The sequence below is a fragment of the Mesorhizobium sp. M7A.F.Ca.MR.245.00.0.0 genome (assembly GCF_003997415.1).
In the GTDB taxonomy this organism is placed as follows: Bacteria; Pseudomonadota; Alphaproteobacteria; order Rhizobiales; family Rhizobiaceae; genus Mesorhizobium.
The window spans coordinates 59,764-76,468 of the sequence record NZ_RZTE01000006.1; the positions used below are offsets into that span (position 1 = coordinate 59,764).

Consider the following 16,705-nt stretch of genomic DNA (forward strand, 5'->3'; position numbering starts at 1 on the left):
GATTCCGCCGCCGTAAAGCCCGGCTCAAATGTCAGCGTTCATTTGATGAGGAGCGGCAAATCCTTCAGGAACGCAGCCCGGGTCTTGAGGCCCTTTGGCATGTCGGTACGGTTGGCATCGACGACAAGCCGCGCAAAGACGATCTGGCGGCCATCCTTGTTCGCCCATCCGACGAACCAGCCAAGCGAGCGCTTGTCCTGGACCTTGTCGGCGTCGTTGCGCAGCCTGGTGCTGCCGGTCTTGCCTTGCACCGTCCAATCCCCGGCCTGGAAGATCGGGATGATGGCTGATGTCATGTCGTAGGCCTTGGCCGAGACAGGCAGCTTGCGGGCCAGCAGCTTGCGCAGGAATTCGACCTGCTCGACCGGCGTGATCTTGAGCGAGGAATTCACCCAGGACTTGGTCAAACCATCATTCTTGCCGGGATTACCGGAAACATCGGCATTGCCGTAGTCGAATTTCGAGGCATAACCGGCAAAACTCTCAGACCCAAGCCGGCGGGTGATTTCCCGGGAAAACCACAGGATCGAATCTCGCTCCCAGACCACCGGATCGACGGTCTTCTGATCCCGCTTCACCGCGTTGAATTCAGGCTTGTAATCCCAGCTCGGCGTGTGCTCGTCGCTAAGGATCCCGCTGTCATAGCCGATCAGCGACAACGGCACCTTGAACGTCGAAGCCGGGCTGAACCGCTGGTCGCACACCCCGTCCTGGTAAAGCGTCTTGCCGCTCGCCGCATCGGCGATCACCGTGCACTGCACGTCCCCCAGCGGCGCCGATTGCGCGCGCAACGGAAATCCCAGCAGCCAGGCGAGCAGGAACAGTATCCCGGCAAAGATGAAGGGAAGACGGTCGAAATTGCGCATTTGTCTGCTCGCTCAAGAAGGGGGTTCGCGAGCGGCTTAGCGGGGTCTCTTGTCTCGATTTTGTCTCAAATGCGCAGTCTTTGTGCAGGCTGTTGTTAACCCTACCGGATCGTAAACGGGCAGAGCCGCCGGTACCTGACCGACGCGATCACCCCTGCGCTTCGCCGCGCTTGCTGCCGATCCGCCAGTACCGCCATGGCGTGAACCAGACATAACGATCCCCCAGCACCTCCGGCACGCGGTCGATGCCATGCGTGCCGAATGGCCCGCAGCGCAGCACGCGGAAGAATCCCATCCAACCGCCGGCCCACAGGCCATGGCGGGCGATCGCCTCATGGGCATATTCTGAACAGGTCGGCAGATGCCGGCAGGAATTGCCGACAAAGCCCGACAGCGTCAGCTGATAGAGGCGCACGAGCGACGTGCCGAGGAGACGGCCCGGCGTCTTGCGCCATGGACCGGGCCAGTTGCGGCCGCGTTTCGGCGGCCGGGCGATATGCGCATGCCCATGCTGGTCGCGCACCACAGTCTCCGTATCGCGTTTCCCAAGCGATAGATGTGAGCTTCCACTGGAGAACGCAATCCCCACTCCTTGCGCGCACTCAGTCGTCACGGGCGGAACGGCGAAACGGCTGCCAGTCAGCCGAAGCCACCCACCGGCCACGACTGGTCGGCTCTTCGTAACGCTTTTCATGCTGTCTTCTGTCACGCCATTGAAACGTTGCGATCCGCATGACATCGCCAAAGATGCTCAGCAACTGGATCATGGTCGGTCTCCTTTGATGCGATTAGACCGCCGCTGGCCTTCGCCTTCAAACGAGTATAATTTCCACTTCGGATAATCCTGGGTTATGTGAATGAAGCGCGGACGCTTGCCGCTGACGGCATTGAGAAGCTTCGAGGCGGCGGGCCGGCATCTGAGCTTCAGCCGGGCCGCCGAGGAGCTTTTCGTCTCGCAGGCGGCGATCAGCCGGCAGATCCGGGAACTCGAAATCTTCCTGCATCAACCCTTGTTCGAACGTCACCATCGCCGTGTCGAGCTGACCGACACCGGCCGACGTCTGCTGGAGCAGCTTGTCAGAAGTTTCGACGCCATCGACACCTTGCTTGGAGAACTGGTGGCGACACCACCGCAGTCCGTGGTCCGCGTCAGTGTCGAGCCGTCGCTTGCATCCGTGTGGCTGGTGCCGCGGCTCAACCGGTTTCGCCAATTGCGGCCTGACATCGACGTCTCGCTCGAGGTCGACCCAAGGCTGATCGAGTTCCGCAGCGATCAGCCGGAGCTTGCCTTACGCTTCAGCACGCATGCCACCGCGTGGCCGCGCAGCCAGGCTGAGCGGCTTGCCTCGACGGTCGATCGCCGGTCCTGTCGCCGGCGCTGCTTGCCTCTGGCCCCGCCCTCAGGAAGCCGATCGATCTTGGCCGCTACACGCTCTTGCACGAGGAGAACCGCCAGGGCTGGGCGCGCTGGTTCGAAGCGGCCGGCGTGCCCGCCGACGCCATACCGGCGCGCGGGCCGATGCTGGCGGATGCGTCGCTTTCAAAACAGGCCGCTTTGCTCGGACATGGCGTGGCCTTGGGCGATCTCTTGCAGATCGGCGGGGGAATCGCATCCGGCGCGCTGGGCAAGCCGTTCGACATCGACGTCGCATCCGGCGCCTATTGGCTGGTGGCCAGAAACTTGCGCGACCTCTCGGAACCGGCCGCCGCGTTCGCCGACTGGCTCAGAAGCGAATTTGCCGAAAGCAGGCGGGTGCTGGAAGCGCAGGCTTGAACCTTCCGGCCGGGCTCGCTACTTGGCCTTCTTGCGGTATTTTTCGAAGAGTTTGTCGAGCGTATCCGCGGCCGGAAGCTCGCCCGGTGAGTCTTCTCCCAGGTTGAATGTGAGCATGACATCGCGCCACATATCGTAGTGGGCAGCATATGATGTCAGCCTGGGAAATGGCGCGCAGCGTGCGATGGCCCGGACGGCGGACTCGGCAACCTTGTCCGGCGGCGTCGTCACAGGACCGAGGATTTTTGGCGGGCCTGCGAGTGACCCGTCCTTGTTCAGACTGATCTGGACGCGTGCAATGCTGTGGGTGTTTGCAGGCATGTTCCAACAATGCTGGATTGCCTTCATGAGATAGTCGCCGATATCGTGCTCGACCGCTACGTCTGCCCGGCTCGGGGTCCCGCTCAACGCGAGTGAGCCAGCAAGGCTCCCGGCAAACACCAGGCTTTGGTAGCCAAACCCCAAGGTCAGGCCGCTTCTTCGGCGCGCTTCTTCTCGATCTGGCCGATGGCGTCGACCACGGCATCGAAAGTCAGCATGGTCGAAGCGTGCCGCGCCTTGTAGTCGCGCACCGGCTCCAGATATCTGAGATCCGCGAAGCGACCGTCCGGCGGGGCGCCATTTTCCTTGAGCATCTTCAGCATGGTGTCGCGCACCGCGCGCAATTCCTCAGCACTCGCGCCGACGACATGCTGCGCCATGATCGATGACGACGCCTGGCCGAGCGCACAGGCTTTCACGTCATGGGCAAAGTCCGTGACCAGGCCGTCCTGCATCTTGAGGTCGACGGTGACCGTGGAACCGCATAGCTTGGAGTGAGCCTTGGCGGTCGCGTCAGGATGATCGAGACGGCCGATGCGGCCAATGTTCCCGGCAAAACCGAGAATTTTCGCGTTGTAGACCTCGTTTATCATTATTTTCCAATCCGTCGCCGCCAAGCGAACAGCGATTGCCGCTGTCGTGTCTTCCTTTCGCTCGCTATGACCTTATATAATGCTGGCAGTCCGGTATCGACAAGAACGACGAAAGCCAATGTCCTTGCCGGGAAGTTCACGCCACTTACGGGGCTGGAAACGGGGCGAGTTTCCGACACCGAAAGGTCGTGGTCCGTTCAACTCGTTCCTCCGCCGAGAGGGACTACGGGAGACGCCTTTATGGATGCCGTCATCAAGAAGCTCATGCCACAGTCAGCCTATATGGAAAAGCCGGTCACCGACCGGCCAAGCGAAGCTGAAGTCGAAGCCGCCGTGCGCACGCTTTTGCGCTGGACCGGCGACAATCCGGACCGCGAAGGGCTGGTCGACACGCCGAAGCGGGTGGCAAAGGCCTATCGCGAAATGTTCGGTGGTTACGACATGTGCCCGGCCGACGAACTCGGCCGCACCTTCGAGGAGGTCGCCGGCTACGATGACCTGGTCATCGTCAAGGACATAACATTCCATTCGCATTGCGAGCACCATATGGTGCCGATCATCGGCAAGGCACATGTCGGCTATCTTCCGGACGGCAAGGTCGTCGGCCTGTCCAAGATCGCCCGCGTCGTCGATATCTTCGCCCATCGCCTGCAGACGCAGGAGGCGCTGACGGCGCAGATCGCCGGCGTCATCCAGGAGGTGCTCAATCCGCGCGGCGTCGCCGTCATGATCGAGGCCGAGCACATGTGCATGGCCATGCGCGGCATCCGCAAGCAGGGTTCAACCACGCTGACCTCGACCTTCACCGGCGTCTTCAAGGATACGCCCGAAGAGCAGGTTCGTTTCGTGACCATGGTGCGTGGCGGCGGGATCTGAATGGCCCTGCGACTTCGCTAGATAAGGACCGGCGATGTCGGCATTGGAATTCCCGAAAGCTTCGTCAGACAAGAAGGCCATGGAGGAAGGCGCGGTGTTTTCACCACGCTTCGATGCCGCTGGCCTCGTCACGGTCGTCGTCACCGATGCCGCGGACGGCATGCTGTTGATGGTGGCGCACATGAACGCGCAAGCGCTGGCGCTGACACTGGAGACAGGCATCGCCCACTACTGGTCGCGCTCGCGCAACGTGCTTTGGAAAAAGGGCGAAACATCAGGCAATTTTCAGCATGTCGTCGAGATGCTCACGGATTGTGACCAGGATGCCATATGGTTGCGCGTCAAAGTGTTAGGCCACGACGCAACCTGTCACACTGGCCGGCGTTCATGCTTTTATCGGACGGTGGGGCTGATCGATGGCAAGGGGACGCTTGCCGACGACGGCAGCAAACCGCTGTTCGATGCGGTAAACACGTATCGGAAACCACCAGCTTGAACCTTCTGCCTGACACCAACCACACAGATTCATCATTTCGATACGGCCCGCTCGTATAGTGGCCGTGGGACAAGGGAGATCATGATGCTCGAGTGGGCGTCATTGCGTAACAGACCAGATGTCAGGGAGGCCAACGGCCTGTCCTCGTCAGGCGGCGCGTCCGAAACGAACTCCCAGAAGAAAACAGCCATTTCGCTCGCCTTGGGTGGCGGTTGCGCCCGCGGCTGGGCGCATATCGGCGTGCTGCGCGCGCTCGACGAAGCCGGCATCGAAGTGTCGATGATCGCCGGCACCTCGATCGGCGCGTTGGTCGGCGGCTGCTATCTCGCCGGCAAACTGGACGAGCTCGAAGAATTCGCCCGCAGCCTGACCAAGCGCCGCATCTTCGGCCTGCTCGATCTCAATTTGCGCGGCAGCGGCCTGTTCGGCGGTATGAAGCTCGATGCAAGGCTGCGCGAGCACATGGCCGGCATTCGTTTCGAGGACCTTGCCAAGCCGTTCGTCGCGGTCACCTCCGAAATCCGCACCGGCCACGAAATCTGGCTGTCGAGCGGCTCATTGATCACCGCCATGCGCGCCTCCTACGCGCTGCCCGGCGTGTTCGAGCCGGTGAATTGCAATGGCCGCGTGCTGGTCGACGGCGCGCTGGTCAACCCGGTACCGGTTTCGGTCTGCCGCGCCTATGAGCAGCCGCTCGTCGTGGCGGTCAACCTTCACTATGATCTGTTCGGCCGCGCCGCCGTCATCAAGCACAGCGCCGGCGAGCTGGTCGTTGAAAAGGACGCGCCGCGGCCTGGTCAGATCGACGCCGAGCGCCAGTCGCATCAGACGCGGCTCGGCATCACCGGCGTCATGGTCGAGGCCTTCAACATCATTCAGGACCGCATTTCGCGCGCCAGGCTTGCCGGCGACCCGCCTGACATGTCGCTGCAGCCGAAGCTCAGCCATATCGGCCTGACCGAATTCCACCGCGCCGACGAGGCGATCAACCTCGGCTATCAGGCGACGATGGCGCAGATCGGCGAACTGACCCGGCTGCAGACCGTTCTCGCCTGATCAAAGCCTACGCACGAGCCGCATCGCTGATGCGAAACTGCACGGTGCGGTTGCCGTTCCAGTAGTTGCCCGACAACGAACCGGCGACGTGGATCGTCTTGCCCCGGTTCTTGAACAGGAATTCGCCAAGTGCGGTATCGACAGCGCGAAAGGCGATCGCCTGGATGCGGCCGCCGCTTTCCGATTGCAGTTCGACGCGGATGTGGTTAGTGCCGACCGGCCGCGCATCGGCCAATCGGTGGCGCGGCAACGCGAAAACAGGGGCCACATGCCCGGCACCGAAGGGTCCGGCCTGTTCCAGCGCGTCGAGCAGGCTGAGCGTCGCGCCTTCAGCGGCAAGTGCGCCGTCTATGGCCAGGCTTTCCTCGCCCTGCAGGCGAAACACGTCGGCTGCCGCCCGTTCTTCGAAAAACGCCCTGAGTTCGCCAAGCCTTGCCCGCTCCACGGTGATGCCCGCCGCCATGCCATGGCCGCCGCCCTTGACGATCAGACCGGCAACGGCCGCCTCGCGCACCAGCCGGCCGAGGTCGAAACCCGAGACCGAGCGGCCCGAACCGGTGCCGATGCCCACAGCATTGAACGCGATGGCGAAGGCGGGCCGCCGGGCATGATCCTTCAATCGCGAAGCGAGCAGGCCGACAATACCCGGATGCCAGCTGTTGGAGGCGGTGACGACGATAGCCGGGCCATTGCCGCCGGCGAGCTCTGCATCGGCCTCGACGCGCGCCGCCGCGAGCATCTCCTGCTCCATCAACTGCCGTTCCTGGTTGAGCCGGTCGAGCGTCTCGGCAATGGTGCGCGCCTCGACCGGGTCGTCGGTCGCAAGCAGCCGGCTACCAAGTGCGGCATCGCCGATGCGTCCGCCGGCATTGATGCGCGGGCCGATCAGATAGGCCAGATGGAAAGTGCTGATCGGCTCGCCGATGCGCGACACGCGTGCCAGTGCCGCCAACCCTTCATTCTTCTGCTGGCGCGCCATCTGCAGCCCCTTGACCACGAAGGCGCGGTTGACGCCGGTCAGCGGCACCACGTCACAGACTGTGGCCAATGCCACGATATCAAGCAGCGAAAGCAGGTCCGGCGGCGTAGCATCGGCCATGCGGCCGCGCAGGATCCTGGCCGTCTGCACAAGGGCGAGGAAGACCACGCCGGCGGCACAGAGATGGCCCTGCCCGGAAAGGTCGTCGTCGCGATTGGGATTGACGACGGCAATTGCCGCCGGCAAGGCACCGCCGACCTGGTGGTGGTCGAGCACCACGACATCGGCCCCAGCCTCGTTGGCGGCATCGATGGAAACGGCGCTGTTGGTGCCGCAATCGACAGTGACGATCAGTGTCGCGCCACGCGAAACAAGTTCGCGCATGGCATCCGGGTTGGGCCCATAGCCCTCGAAAATACGATCCGGAATGTAGATTTCCGACGGCACCGAGAAATGCGTGAGGAACCGCTTCAGCAAGGCCGACGAGGCGGCGCCGTCGACATCATAGTCGCCGAAGATCGCCACCTTTTCCTTGGCCATCACCGCGGCGGCGATGCGGGCCGCCGCCCTGTCCATGTCGGTCAGCGATGCCGGATCCGGCAGAAGATCGCGGATCGTCGGGTCGAGAAACCGCTCGGTCTGTTCGGCGGTAACACCACGGCCGGCAAGCACCCGCGCGACGATGTCGGGCACGCCATGGCCTTGCGCGATGGCGAGCGCAATCATGTCCTGGCGTTCTGTCAGCCGATGTTCCCAGGAAACCCCTGATACCGACTGCCTGACATCGAGGAAGAGGCGTTTTTCGCCGGTCATACGCTTTGCCAACTCATCGTTGGCCGCACGATAATGCATGTCGCCCATAAGTGGGCAGCGGTTTTGGGGCGACGACCTGCATTGGCAACAATTTTAAGCGCGTCGCGTTCACGCGACGCTCTATAGGCCAAAGGCAGGCAAAGCCAAGCGATTCACGGGTGCGCGCGGTCCCGAAATAAGTCAAGAAAACTGCGCTTTCCGCTTTTCAGCCTGGCGCCGAAGCCATTCGTCGGCCGCATCGCCCATCGTCTTTTCCACACCGTCCTTGAGCCAGGCCATGAAAGGCCGGTCAAACCTGAATGCATCGCCGCATTCCCGGATGAGAAAGCGACGCACATTCTGGGTGTTGCGATAGGACTTTGTGATGGCGGTGGCACGCGAAATCGGATCCGCATGCCAGTCGAACGGTTTCATCGTCAAATCCTTGCAGCCAGCATCGGATGCGCCCGAATGGCTAGCAATTGCAAGGTGGCTTCGCAAGCGAGCGTCAGAACTTATCCAGATCCTGATGGCGGGCCTTGATCTCGCGCACCGTCCGCGACGACGAGCGCAGCACGATCGTGTGGGTGGTGATGTAATTGTGGCCGAACTTGACGCCAGCCAGCATGTTGCCGTCCGTGACACCGGTGGCCGCGAACAGCACATCGCCGCGCGCCATGTCCTCCGTCCGATAGACCCGTTTCGGATTGGAAATACCCATCTTTGCCGCGCGAGCAACCTTTTCCGGCGTGTCGAGGATCAGCCTGCCTTGCATCTGGCCGCCGGTGCAGCGCAGCGCGGCAGCGGCCAGCACGCCCTCTGGTGCGCCGCCAGTGCCGAGATAGATGTCGATGCCGGTTTCTTCCGGATCCGTGGTGTGGATGACGCCGGCGACATCGCCATCGCCGATCAGCCGGATCGCGGCACCCGTGGCGCGCACGGCATCGATCAGCCTGGCATGACGTGGCCGGTCGAGAATGCAGGTGGTGATATCCGATATGGCCACGCCCTTCGCCCTGGCGAGGCTGGCGATGTTCTCAGCCGCCGAGGCGTCGATGTCGATGACGCCGTCCGCATAGCCCGGACCGATGGCGATCTTGTCCATGTAGACGTCGGGCGCAAACAGCAGGCTGCCCTTTTCGGCGATCGCGATGACCGCGAGTGCATTGGGCAGGTTCTTGGCGCAAATCGTCGTGCCTTCGAGCGGATCGAGCGCGATATCGACGGCCGGACCTTTGCCGGAGCCGACTTCCTCGCCGATGTAGAGCATCGGCGCCTCGTCGCGCTCGCCTTCGCCGATCACCACAGTGCCCTTGATGGCAAGCCGGTTGAGTTCCTGGCGCATGGCGTCGACTGCGACCTGGTCGGCCGCCTTTTCGTCGCCGCGCCCGCGCAGCCTGGCGGCCGCGACGGCGGCTCGTTCGGTGACGCGCACCAGTTCCATGGTGAGTATCCGGTCAAGGCCGGCGACGATGTTCTGGGCCACATTCATCTGGTGATTTCCTCGTTGGCAATGCGGCCTCCCGCCGGAGGCGGGCCTGTTTTGTCAAACCAGCATGACAACGGCAAGACCTACCGAGGATTTTATCGAATACCCAACAATATCAATCGATTAAACCGCATCCTGAAACGAGACTGGCCCGATCGCCGTGCGCCGGGCCAGTCTCAAAACGGTAAAAATGGCGGCGTTCGCGGCCTAGAAAACCGCGAGGTATTTGAGCAGTGAAATGATGCCGATGATGATGACGATCACCTGAACTATCTGTCTCATCCGGCCATCGAGCGGCAGGCGTTGAACCAGATAGAGAACGAGGATGATGACGAGGAATGTGATCAGGATGCCGATCAATGCTGATGAAGCCATGGTGCCCTCCTTAAAAGTGATGTGCTGAAAACAAGAGAGTGGGCCGGAAGCCCGGCCCTATCGCGCTGCGGTCAATACCAGCGGCGGGAGGTATCGTTCGTCGATTGACCAATGGCGAAGCCGGCCAGAAAGCCGAGCAGGCCGATCACGCCGACCAAAGCTGTCGTCGTACCTGGATTTTCACGCGCGACCTCTGAAACAGCCTGAGCCTGGCTGCGCAGCTGTTGCGCCGTACGCGAAGCGCGGCTCGCGGCCGTGTCGTACAACTCGGACGCCTGTTCGCTGGCGTCGTCGAGCATCTCCGCGCCCCGCGCCGAAATGCTCTTGTTGATCTTGGTGATCTCCTTGCGCAAATCGGCAATCTGCTTTTCCAGCGTCTTCTGGATGTCGTCGATATTAGGGGTGTCGGACTTGTTGGTATCGGCCATGAAGCGGTTCCTCTGGTTGCTGACCAAGAGAACGGCGACGACACCAATTCGTTCCCGCGTGGCGGCTGTCCCCACCAGACCAGACCTCAATGCCTGCGGGATTCCTGTCCCGCAGGGCCTATCGGGCGAAAGCTACCCTGCCCGCTCGATGCGGATGACCTGCGGCTTGTCAGTCAGATGGCCATCCTTGGTGATGCCATCGACGGCCTTGCGCACAGCAGCCTCCGTCGTCTCGTGGGTGACGAGGATCACCGTCTTCTGTGCCGCCGCCTCGCCATTGACCGCGTGCTGGACGATCGATTCCAATGAAATGTCATTATCGGCCATGCGCTTGGCGATTGCCGCGAAGACGCCGATGCGGTCATGCACGGTCAACCGGATGAAATAGCCGCCGGCATGGCTGCGCATCTGCGCCTTCTTGTAGGGTTTCAGCTCCTTCGCCGGCCGTCCAAAGACCGGACCATGCTGGAAGCCTGGCCGGCTCTTGGCGATGTCGGCGATGTCGCCGATGACGGCCGAGGCGGTGGCGTTGCCGCCGGCACCGGGGCCTGACAGCAGCAGTTCGCCCAGAATGTCGGTCTCGATCGCCACCGCATTGGTGACGCCATGCACCTGCGCGATGACCGATGCCGTCGGCACCATCGTCGGATGCACGCGCTGCTCGATGCCGCTCTCGGTGCGCTGGGCGACACCCAGCAGCTTGATCCGGTAGCCAAGATCGGCGGCCGCGCGGATGTCGGCCTGGGTGATGTTGGAGATACCTTCCATATAGATGTCGTTGGCGGCGATCCTGGTGCCAAAGGCAAGGCTGGTCAGGATCGACAGCTTGTGCGCGGTGTCGTGGCCCTCGATGTCGAACGTCGGATCGGCTTCGGCATAGCCCAGCCGCTGCGCGTCCTTCAGGCAAGCATCGAACGCGATGCCCTCGGCCTCCATGCGCGTCAGGATGTAGTTGCAGGTGCCGTTAAGGATGCCGAACACGCGCGTAACCGAATTGCCGGCCATCGCCTCGCGCATGGTCTTGATGACGGGAATGCCGCCCGCCACCGCCGCCTCATAGTTGAGCAGAACACCCTTTTTCTCGGCGATCTCGGCCAGCGCCACGCCATGCTTGGCCAGCAGCGCCTTGTTGGCGGTGACGACGTGACGGCCGGCTTCGAGTGCCGCTTTCACCGACGAGCGCGCCGGGCCCTCGTCGCCGCCGATCAGTTCGACGAACACGTCGATTTCTGCGGTCTGCGCCATCTTGACCGGATCGTCGAACCACTTTGCCGAGCTCAGATCGACGCCGCGATCGCGCTTCTGGTCGCGCGCCGAGACGGCGGTGACGATCACGTCACGGCCGCACTGGCGGGTCAGTTCCACCGCTTTGTCGCGCAGCACGCGCGCCACCGACGCGCCAACGGTGCCGAGGCCGGCAATTCCAACACGCAATGCTTCAGCCATGTCCGGCGACGTCCCTCAAAGTCAGATCGAATTTGCGTGCGGCAAGCTTACCGGTGAGCGGAGAGCGGCACGACATTGTTGGGCTGCTTGGCGCTGGTCGACAGGAAGCGCTTGATGTTGCGCGCCGCCTGCCGGATCCTGTGCTCGTTCTCGACCAGAGCGACGCGCACGAATTCGTCGCCATGCTCGCCGAAGCCAACACCGGGCGCCACGGCCACGTCGGCATGTTCGATGAGCAGCTTGGAGAATTCGAGCGAGCCGAGATGTCGGAACGGCTCCGGGATTGGCGCCCAGGCGAACATCGATGCCGCCGGTGCCGGAATGGTCCAGCCAGCGCGGCCGAAGGCATCGACCATCACATCGCGGCGCTTGTGGTAGATGTCGCGCACTTCGGCGATGTCGGCGCCGTCGCCATTGAGCGCATGTGCCGCCGCCACCTGGATCGGCGTGAAGGCGCCGTAATCGAGGTAGGATTTCACCCGCGTCAGCGCCGAGATCAGCCGCTCGTTGCCGACGGCAAAGCCCATCCGCCAACCGGGCATGGAGAAGGTCTTCGACATGGAGGTGAATTCGACGCAAACGTCGATCGCGCCAGGCACCTGCAGCACCGAAGGCGGCGGATTGCCGTCGAAATAGATCTCCGAATAGGCAAGGTCGGACAGGATAATGATGTCGTTCTTCTTGGCGAAGGCGACCACATCCTTGTAGAAATCGAGCGAGGCGACCAGCGCCGTCGGGTTCGACGGATAGTTGAGGATCAGCGCCAGCGGTTTCGGGATCGAATGTTTGACTCCGCGCTCGAGCGCCGGGATGAAGCCGTCGTCCGGCTCCACCTGCAGCGAGCGGATGACGCCACCCGACATGATGAAGCCGAAGGCATGGATCGGATAGGTCGGGTTAGGGCATAGGATCACGTCGCCGGGCGCCGTGATCGCCTGCGCCATATTGGCGAAGCCTTCCTTCGAGCCAAGCGTGGCCACCACTTGCGTGTCGGGATTGAGCTTCACGCCGAAGCGCCTGCCATAGTAGGCGGCTTGGGCGCGACGCAGGCCCGGAATGCCGCGCGACGAGGAATAGCGATGCGTGCGCGGGTCGCGCACGACCTCGCACAATTTGTCGACGATAGCCTTGGGCGTCGGCAGGTCCGGATTGCCCATGCCGAGGTCGATGATGTCGGCGCCACGCGATCGGGCGCTGGCCTTGAGCCGGTTGACCTGCTCGAACACGTAAGGCGGAAGCCGGCGAACCTTGTGAAATTCTTCCATGGCAGTTCCAGACAGCGAAGGGGGTGTTGGGCGCGCGCTATATACTTATTTGCAGGTAGGGTCGAGGGCGGGGTCGCATTTGGCTTCGATCTGCTTCAGCGTTTCGTCGCCATGCTTCTTGGCCAGATCCGTCAGCGCCGCCTGGTTGGCGACCTTCGGGCCGCCGCCCTTTGCCGCCTGCGCATTCTCATCCGCCTTCAATTGCGCGAGCTTGGCGTTCTTCTCGGCTTCGGTGAACTGAGGCGCCGCCACTTGCGGCTTGATGTTCAGGTTCGGAAAGGTGCCGGTATCCTTCGGCCCCGTACCCGCAGCGACAGGCGTTGGGCCATTCGTGTTGGTGCTCGAGCACCCGGCAATCCCGATGAGGACGATCGCCGCGCCGATGCGGCAAAAACCTCCGGCACCGAAAAAAACAGTCTCGCCAATATTAATCGTCATATTGTTTCCCTGGCAGCCGAGGTAGAGCGAGATTGGCCCGGTCGGATGTCCCATGTTAATATGTCAAGAAAAGGCCTCGGGAGGAACCCCGCCAACCATGTCCAAAACACCCGATTCGGGCAAAGCGGAAGATGACGAGCCTTCGACCGTCGAGCAATATCTGGTGAAGGACCCGGAACGCTTCGCCCTGAACATGGCGCGCATGATCGAGCAGGCCGGCAAGGCCGCTTCCGCCTGGGCCGAGCCGCGCGAAAAAGGCGACGTGCGCGACCATGTCGCTGAGCCCGTTGTCGATATGGTGAAGACCTTTTCCAAGCTCAGCGAATACTGGCTTGCCGATCCGCAGCGCGCGCTGGAAGCGCAGACGCGGCTGTTTTCCGGCTATATGACGGTCTGGGCCAACGCCATCCAGCGCACCAGCAACGCCGCGCAAGACACCGAAGACGCGGTCAGGCCGGAGCGCGGCGACAAGCGGTTCCTCGACCCGGAATGGGGCCGCAACGCCTTCTTCGATTTCCTCAAGCAGGCCTATCTCGTCACCTCGCGCTGGGCGGCCGATCTGGTCGAGCACGCCGAAGGCCTTGACGAGCACACCCGCCACAAGGCCGGCTTTTACGTCAAGCAGGTGTCCAACGCCATCTCGCCGTCGAATTTCATCCTGACCAATCCGGAACTGTTCCGTGAAACCGTCGCGTCGAACGGCGAAAACCTGGTGCGCGGCATGAAGATGCTGGCCGAGGACATCGCCGCCGGCAAGGGCGACCTGAAGCTGCGGCAGGCTGACTACTCACCCTTCGAGATCGGCAGGAACATCGCCACCACTCCCGGCAAGGTGGTCGGCCGCAGCGACGTCGCCGAAATCATCCAGTACGACCCGGCGACCGAGACGGTGCTCAAGCGACCCTTGCTGATCTGCCCGCCATGGATCAACAAATTCTACATCCTCGATTTGAACCCGCAGAAATCCTTCATTCGCTGGGCGGTTGAACAGGGCCACACCGTGTTCGTCATCTCCTGGATCAATCCGGACGAGCGCCACGGCACCAAGAGTTGGGAAGCCTATATCCGCGAGGGTCTGCAATACGGCCTCGACACCGTCGAGAAGGCCACCGGCGAACGCGACGTCAACGCGATCGGCTATTGCGTTGGCGGCACGCTTCTGGCGGCGGCACTGGCGCTGATGGCGCAAGAGGGCGACGACCGCATCAAGTCGGCGACCTTCTTCACCACGCAGGTCGACTTCACCCATGCCGGCGACCTGAAGGTGTTCGTCGACGAAGAACAGGTCGCCGCTGTGGAAAAGTCGATGAGCGAAAAGGGCTATCTCGACGGCACCAAGATGGCGACCGCCTTCAACATGCTGCGCTCAGGCGACCTGATCTGGCCCTATGTCGTCAACAACTACATGCGCGGCAAGGATCCCCTGCCCTTCGACCTGCTCTACTGGAATGCAGATTCCACTCGCATGGCGGCGGCCAATCACTCTTTCTACCTGCGCAACTGCTATCTCGAGAACAATCTTTCGCAAGGCACGATGGAACTGGCGGGCCACACGGTCTCGCTCGGCGACATCACCATCCCGGTCTACAACCTCGCCTCCAAGGAAGATCACATCGCGCCGGCGCTTTCGGTGTTCCTCGGTTCGAAATATTTCGGCGGCACGGTCGAGTATGTGATGGCCGGGTCGGGCCATATCGCAGGGGTCGTCAATCCGCCGGCATCCAACAAATACCAGTACTGGACCGGGGGTACGCCGACGGGCGACTTCAGCCAGTGGATAGCCAATGCCACCGACCATCCAGGATCCTGGTGGCCGCACTGGCAAGACTGGATAGAGGCCAAGGACAACACCCGCGTGCCTGCCCGCAAACCGGGCAAGCATATGAAAACCTTGGGTGATGCTCCCGGCACCTATGTGAAAGTGCGTGTGTAACGGACTGTAATGTGTGGTGAGTTGACGGACTGTCAAAAGCGGGCGAAATGGTGTCGTCAACCATCAAGCGGCCGTAATTCGGCGATCACCGCAAAAATACTTTCAGGCTTGCGGATTTGACACAGGTCTCGTTTCCGGATCGGAGACAAAGGTCACCCTGGCACCGACGCATGCGTGTGGCGCCAAGGATATACCGACCGGACATCGAGGGGGAATTTGACTTTGAAATCAGCAGGATGGAGCCTCGCAAAGGGAGAACGCCGCGCCATTGTGGCAGCGCTCTGCTCCTTGCTTCTGGCCTCCTGCACTTCGGCTGGCGACCCGACAATGTCGGTCGGAATGCCCGGTTACAATGCCACCGCATCGGATATGAATGCTGCCTCAAGTGGCAAGTCGGCCGCTGTCGCCGATTCGTCCGAGGTCACGACCGAGCAGACGACGGTGATGACGGCAAGCGATACGGCGCTGCCTGAAAAAGTCGCCTACGTGCCTATGTCCAAACCGGGAGCTGCCTTTCCGCTGACCACGCCGGCGGGCGCCGAAACCATCGTTGGAAACACGCCGCAATCGCTGACGCAACAGGCACAGACCGCGCAGCAAACCGACGCGACCGCCCAGCAGATTGCCACGGCCAACGGCGACGTGGCGGCACCGGAGCCCGCTGCCGCTCCGGCCATGAACAACCCGGTCTATGTGACGGCTGGCGAGATGCCGCAGGCCGAAGCACCAAAAAAGAAAGGCTTCCTCGCCTCGATGTTTGGCGCAACGCCAGCCTCGGCGACACCAACCCCCATCATCAGCAACGCCCGAACGGGCGAGCAGCCCCTGGCGCAGGCAAAAGCGGCGCCAGCAGCGGCAAAGCCGATCATCACGCTTGCCTCGGCCAGTTCCACGGCCAAGCCGGTGCAACTGGCTTCGCTCGGCGACGATAGCAATCACATCACGGGTAGCGACGCCCTGCCCGGCGTGCGCCAGACGGCCCTGTTCGAGATCAAGCGCAAGTCCGGCCTCGACGACGAAAGCGACGTCGACCTCAACGAGGATGAGGGGCCAATCGGCGGCTCCTATCAGGTTGCGTCAGCCGCCGGCATGGCCCGGTTGGCGCCCAACGGGCTGCTCAAGCAGAACGAAAGCGTCGATGTGGCCTGCCTGAAGCCGTCGCTGGTGCGCGTGCTGAAGACGATCGAAGGCCACTACGGCCGCAAGATGACGGTGACGTCAGGCTATCGCGACCCGGCCCGCAACCGGCGCGCCAACGGCGCCAAGAATTCGCTGCACATGTATTGCGCCGCCGCCGATATCCAGGTTCCCGGCGTTTCGAAATGGGAACTGGCGAGCTACATCAGAAGCATGCCCGGCCGCGGCGGCGTCGGCACGTACTGCCACACAGAATCGGTTCACGTCGACGTCGGCCCCGAGCGCGACTGGAACTGGCGCTGCCGCCGGCGCAGCGGCGGTGACGGCTAGTCTAGCAGACGGTCTTAGGCCTATTAGCAGCCAAGATCGTACCGGTGACCATTCTGAGCATTCGGGATTAGCCGAAGCCTCCCACAAACTTCGTCATCCTAGGGCGAGGCT

General features: G+C 62.4%; 18 protein-coding genes and 1 pseudogene. 6 read left to right on the plus strand and 13 right to left on the minus strand.

Features of this window, described 5'->3' with window-relative positions:
- Window positions 1–38: 38 nt before the first annotated feature.
- From blaOXA to EOB80_RS09500, 3 genes are all read right to left on the minus strand, one after another.
- The gene (gene blaOXA / locus EOB80_RS09490; protein WP_127322937.1) at window positions 39–866 is read right to left on the minus strand and encodes a class D beta-lactamase; all 828 of its coding nucleotides are present in this window, start codon (window positions 864–866) and stop codon (window positions 39–41) included.
- 148 nt (window positions 867–1,014) lie between these two features.
- Complete coding sequence (yidD, locus tag EOB80_RS09495; RefSeq protein ID WP_127327456.1) at window positions 1,015–1,389, minus strand: membrane protein insertion efficiency factor YidD; 375 nt, start codon at window positions 1,387–1,389, stop codon at window positions 1,015–1,017.
- A gap of 79 nt (window positions 1,390–1,468) precedes the next feature.
- Window positions 1,469–1,633, minus strand: a complete 165-nt coding sequence (locus EOB80_RS09500; protein ID WP_127322935.1) for a hypothetical protein — start codon at window positions 1,631–1,633, stop codon at window positions 1,469–1,471.
- Window positions 1,634–1,723: 90 nt separating this feature from the next.
- Between EOB80_RS09500 and EOB80_RS09505 the strand changes: the two are divergent.
- A pseudogene (locus tag EOB80_RS09505) lies at window positions 1,724–2,640 on the plus strand (LysR substrate-binding domain-containing protein).
- Between the two features lie 18 nt (window positions 2,641–2,658).
- Here EOB80_RS09505 and EOB80_RS09510 read toward each other — a convergent pair.
- Window positions 2,659–3,105: a cell envelope integrity protein TolA gene (locus EOB80_RS09510; protein ID WP_127327457.1), complete on the minus strand. Its 447-nt coding sequence runs from the start codon at window positions 3,103–3,105 to the stop codon at window positions 2,659–2,661.
- 2 nt (window positions 3,106–3,107) lie between these two features.
- On the minus strand, window positions 3,108–3,554 hold the full coding sequence (locus EOB80_RS09515; RefSeq protein ID WP_127267647.1) for an iron-sulfur cluster assembly scaffold protein: 447 nt from the start codon (window positions 3,552–3,554) through the stop codon (window positions 3,108–3,110).
- A gap of 240 nt (window positions 3,555–3,794) precedes the next feature.
- Between EOB80_RS09515 and folE the strand changes: the two genes are divergently transcribed.
- From folE to EOB80_RS09530, 3 genes are all read left to right on the plus strand, one after another.
- Window positions 3,795–4,430 (plus strand): GTP cyclohydrolase I FolE, encoded by a 636-nt coding sequence (gene folE, locus EOB80_RS09520; protein WP_127327458.1) that lies wholly within the window; start codon window positions 3,795–3,797, stop codon window positions 4,428–4,430.
- A 34-nt stretch (window positions 4,431–4,464) separates the two neighbouring features.
- A complete protein-coding gene (gene hisI, locus EOB80_RS09525) occupies window positions 4,465–4,926 on the plus strand; it encodes a phosphoribosyl-AMP cyclohydrolase (RefSeq protein WP_127321550.1) in 462 nt (153 codons plus the stop codon).
- Between the two features lie 84 nt (window positions 4,927–5,010).
- Window positions 5,011–5,982, plus strand: coding sequence for a patatin family protein (locus tag EOB80_RS09530; protein WP_127267650.1), 972 nt, complete (start codon window positions 5,011–5,013; stop codon window positions 5,980–5,982).
- A 7-nt stretch (window positions 5,983–5,989) separates the two neighbouring features.
- Here EOB80_RS09530 and recJ read toward each other — a convergent pair whose 3' ends face one another.
- The 8 genes from recJ to EOB80_RS09570 all read right to left on the minus strand — a co-directional run bounded on the left by recJ (window position 5,990) and on the right by EOB80_RS09570 (window position 13,194).
- Entirely contained in the window at window positions 5,990–7,774 is a 1,785-nt protein-coding gene (recJ, locus tag EOB80_RS09535) for a single-stranded-DNA-specific exonuclease RecJ (RefSeq protein ID WP_127327459.1), read from the minus strand.
- Between the two features lie 180 nt (window positions 7,775–7,954).
- Window positions 7,955–8,188, minus strand: coding sequence for a DUF6434 domain-containing protein (locus EOB80_RS09540; RefSeq protein ID WP_127321553.1), 234 nt, complete (start codon window positions 8,186–8,188; stop codon window positions 7,955–7,957).
- A 73-nt stretch (window positions 8,189–8,261) separates the two neighbouring features.
- A complete protein-coding gene (gene glpX, locus EOB80_RS09545) occupies window positions 8,262–9,245 on the minus strand; it encodes a class II fructose-bisphosphatase (RefSeq protein WP_127271399.1) in 984 nt (327 codons plus the stop codon).
- 204 nt (window positions 9,246–9,449) lie between these two features.
- The gene (locus EOB80_RS09550) at window positions 9,450–9,617 is read right to left on the minus strand and encodes a Thivi_2564 family membrane protein (RefSeq protein ID WP_013531988.1); all 168 of its coding nucleotides are present in this window, start codon (window positions 9,615–9,617) and stop codon (window positions 9,450–9,452) included.
- A 71-nt stretch (window positions 9,618–9,688) separates the two neighbouring features.
- Window positions 9,689–10,045 carry a hypothetical protein gene (locus EOB80_RS09555; protein ID WP_127327460.1) on the minus strand — a complete coding sequence of 119 codons (357 nt, stop codon included), beginning with the start codon at window positions 10,043–10,045 and terminating at the stop codon, window positions 9,689–9,691.
- Between the two features lie 132 nt (window positions 10,046–10,177).
- Complete coding sequence (locus EOB80_RS09560; protein ID WP_127327461.1) at window positions 10,178–11,491, minus strand: homoserine dehydrogenase; 1,314 nt, start codon at window positions 11,489–11,491, stop codon at window positions 10,178–10,180.
- Window positions 11,492–11,538: 47 nt separating this feature from the next.
- On the minus strand, window positions 11,539–12,756 hold the full coding sequence (locus EOB80_RS09565) for an LL-diaminopimelate aminotransferase (RefSeq protein ID WP_023810473.1): 1,218 nt from the start codon (window positions 12,754–12,756) through the stop codon (window positions 11,539–11,541).
- A 45-nt stretch (window positions 12,757–12,801) separates the two neighbouring features.
- Window positions 12,802–13,194 carry a hypothetical protein gene (locus EOB80_RS09570; RefSeq protein ID WP_127327462.1) on the minus strand — a complete coding sequence of 131 codons (393 nt, stop codon included), beginning with the start codon at window positions 13,192–13,194 and terminating at the stop codon, window positions 12,802–12,804.
- A gap of 97 nt (window positions 13,195–13,291) precedes the next feature.
- Between EOB80_RS09570 and phaC the strand changes: the two genes are divergently transcribed.
- The gene (gene phaC, locus EOB80_RS09575; RefSeq protein ID WP_127327463.1) at window positions 13,292–15,127 is read left to right on the plus strand and encodes a class I poly(R)-hydroxyalkanoic acid synthase; all 1,836 of its coding nucleotides are present in this window, start codon (window positions 13,292–13,294) and stop codon (window positions 15,125–15,127) included.
- Window positions 15,128–15,343: 216 nt separating this feature from the next.
- Complete coding sequence (locus tag EOB80_RS09580; RefSeq protein WP_127327464.1) at window positions 15,344–16,594, plus strand: YcbK family protein; 1,251 nt, start codon at window positions 15,344–15,346, stop codon at window positions 16,592–16,594.
- Window positions 16,595–16,705: the final 111 nt, after the last annotated feature.

Excerpts from the sequence above, each read along its gene's own strand:
- blaOXA (WP_127322937.1), bottom strand. The coding sequence starts at position 866 with ATGCGCAATTTCGACCGTCTTCCCTTCATCTTTGCCGGGATACTGTTC.
- EOB80_RS09500 (WP_127322935.1), bottom strand. The coding sequence starts at position 1,633 with ATGATCCAGTTGCTGAGCATCTTTGGCGATGTCATGCGGATCGCAACG.
- EOB80_RS09515 (WP_127267647.1), bottom strand. The coding sequence starts at position 3,554 with ATGATAAACGAGGTCTACAACGCGAAAATTCTCGGTTTTGCCGGGAAC.
- folE (WP_127327458.1), top strand. The coding sequence starts at position 3,795 with ATGGATGCCGTCATCAAGAAGCTCATGCCACAGTCAGCCTATATGGAA.
- hisI (WP_127321550.1), top strand. The coding sequence starts at position 4,465 with ATGTCGGCATTGGAATTCCCGAAAGCTTCGTCAGACAAGAAGGCCATG.
- EOB80_RS09530 (WP_127267650.1), top strand. The coding sequence starts at position 5,011 with ATGCTCGAGTGGGCGTCATTGCGTAACAGACCAGATGTCAGGGAGGCC.
- recJ (WP_127327459.1), bottom strand. The coding sequence starts at position 7,774 with ATGACCGGCGAAAAACGCCTCTTCCTCGATGTCAGGCAGTCGGTATCA.
- EOB80_RS09540 (WP_127321553.1), bottom strand. The coding sequence starts at position 8,188 with ATGAAACCGTTCGACTGGCATGCGGATCCGATTTCGCGTGCCACCGCC.
- glpX (WP_127271399.1), bottom strand. The coding sequence starts at position 9,245 with ATGAATGTGGCCCAGAACATCGTCGCCGGCCTTGACCGGATACTCACC.
- EOB80_RS09550 (WP_013531988.1), bottom strand. The coding sequence starts at position 9,617 with ATGGCTTCATCAGCATTGATCGGCATCCTGATCACATTCCTCGTCATC.
- EOB80_RS09555 (WP_127327460.1), bottom strand. The coding sequence starts at position 10,045 with ATGGCCGATACCAACAAGTCCGACACCCCTAATATCGACGACATCCAG.
- EOB80_RS09560 (WP_127327461.1), bottom strand. The coding sequence starts at position 11,491 with ATGGCTGAAGCATTGCGTGTTGGAATTGCCGGCCTCGGCACCGTTGGC.
- EOB80_RS09565 (WP_023810473.1), bottom strand. The coding sequence starts at position 12,756 with ATGGAAGAATTTCACAAGGTTCGCCGGCTTCCGCCTTACGTGTTCGAG.
- EOB80_RS09570 (WP_127327462.1), bottom strand. The coding sequence starts at position 13,194 with ATGACGATTAATATTGGCGAGACTGTTTTTTTCGGTGCCGGAGGTTTT.
- phaC (WP_127327463.1), top strand. The coding sequence starts at position 13,292 with ATGTCCAAAACACCCGATTCGGGCAAAGCGGAAGATGACGAGCCTTCG.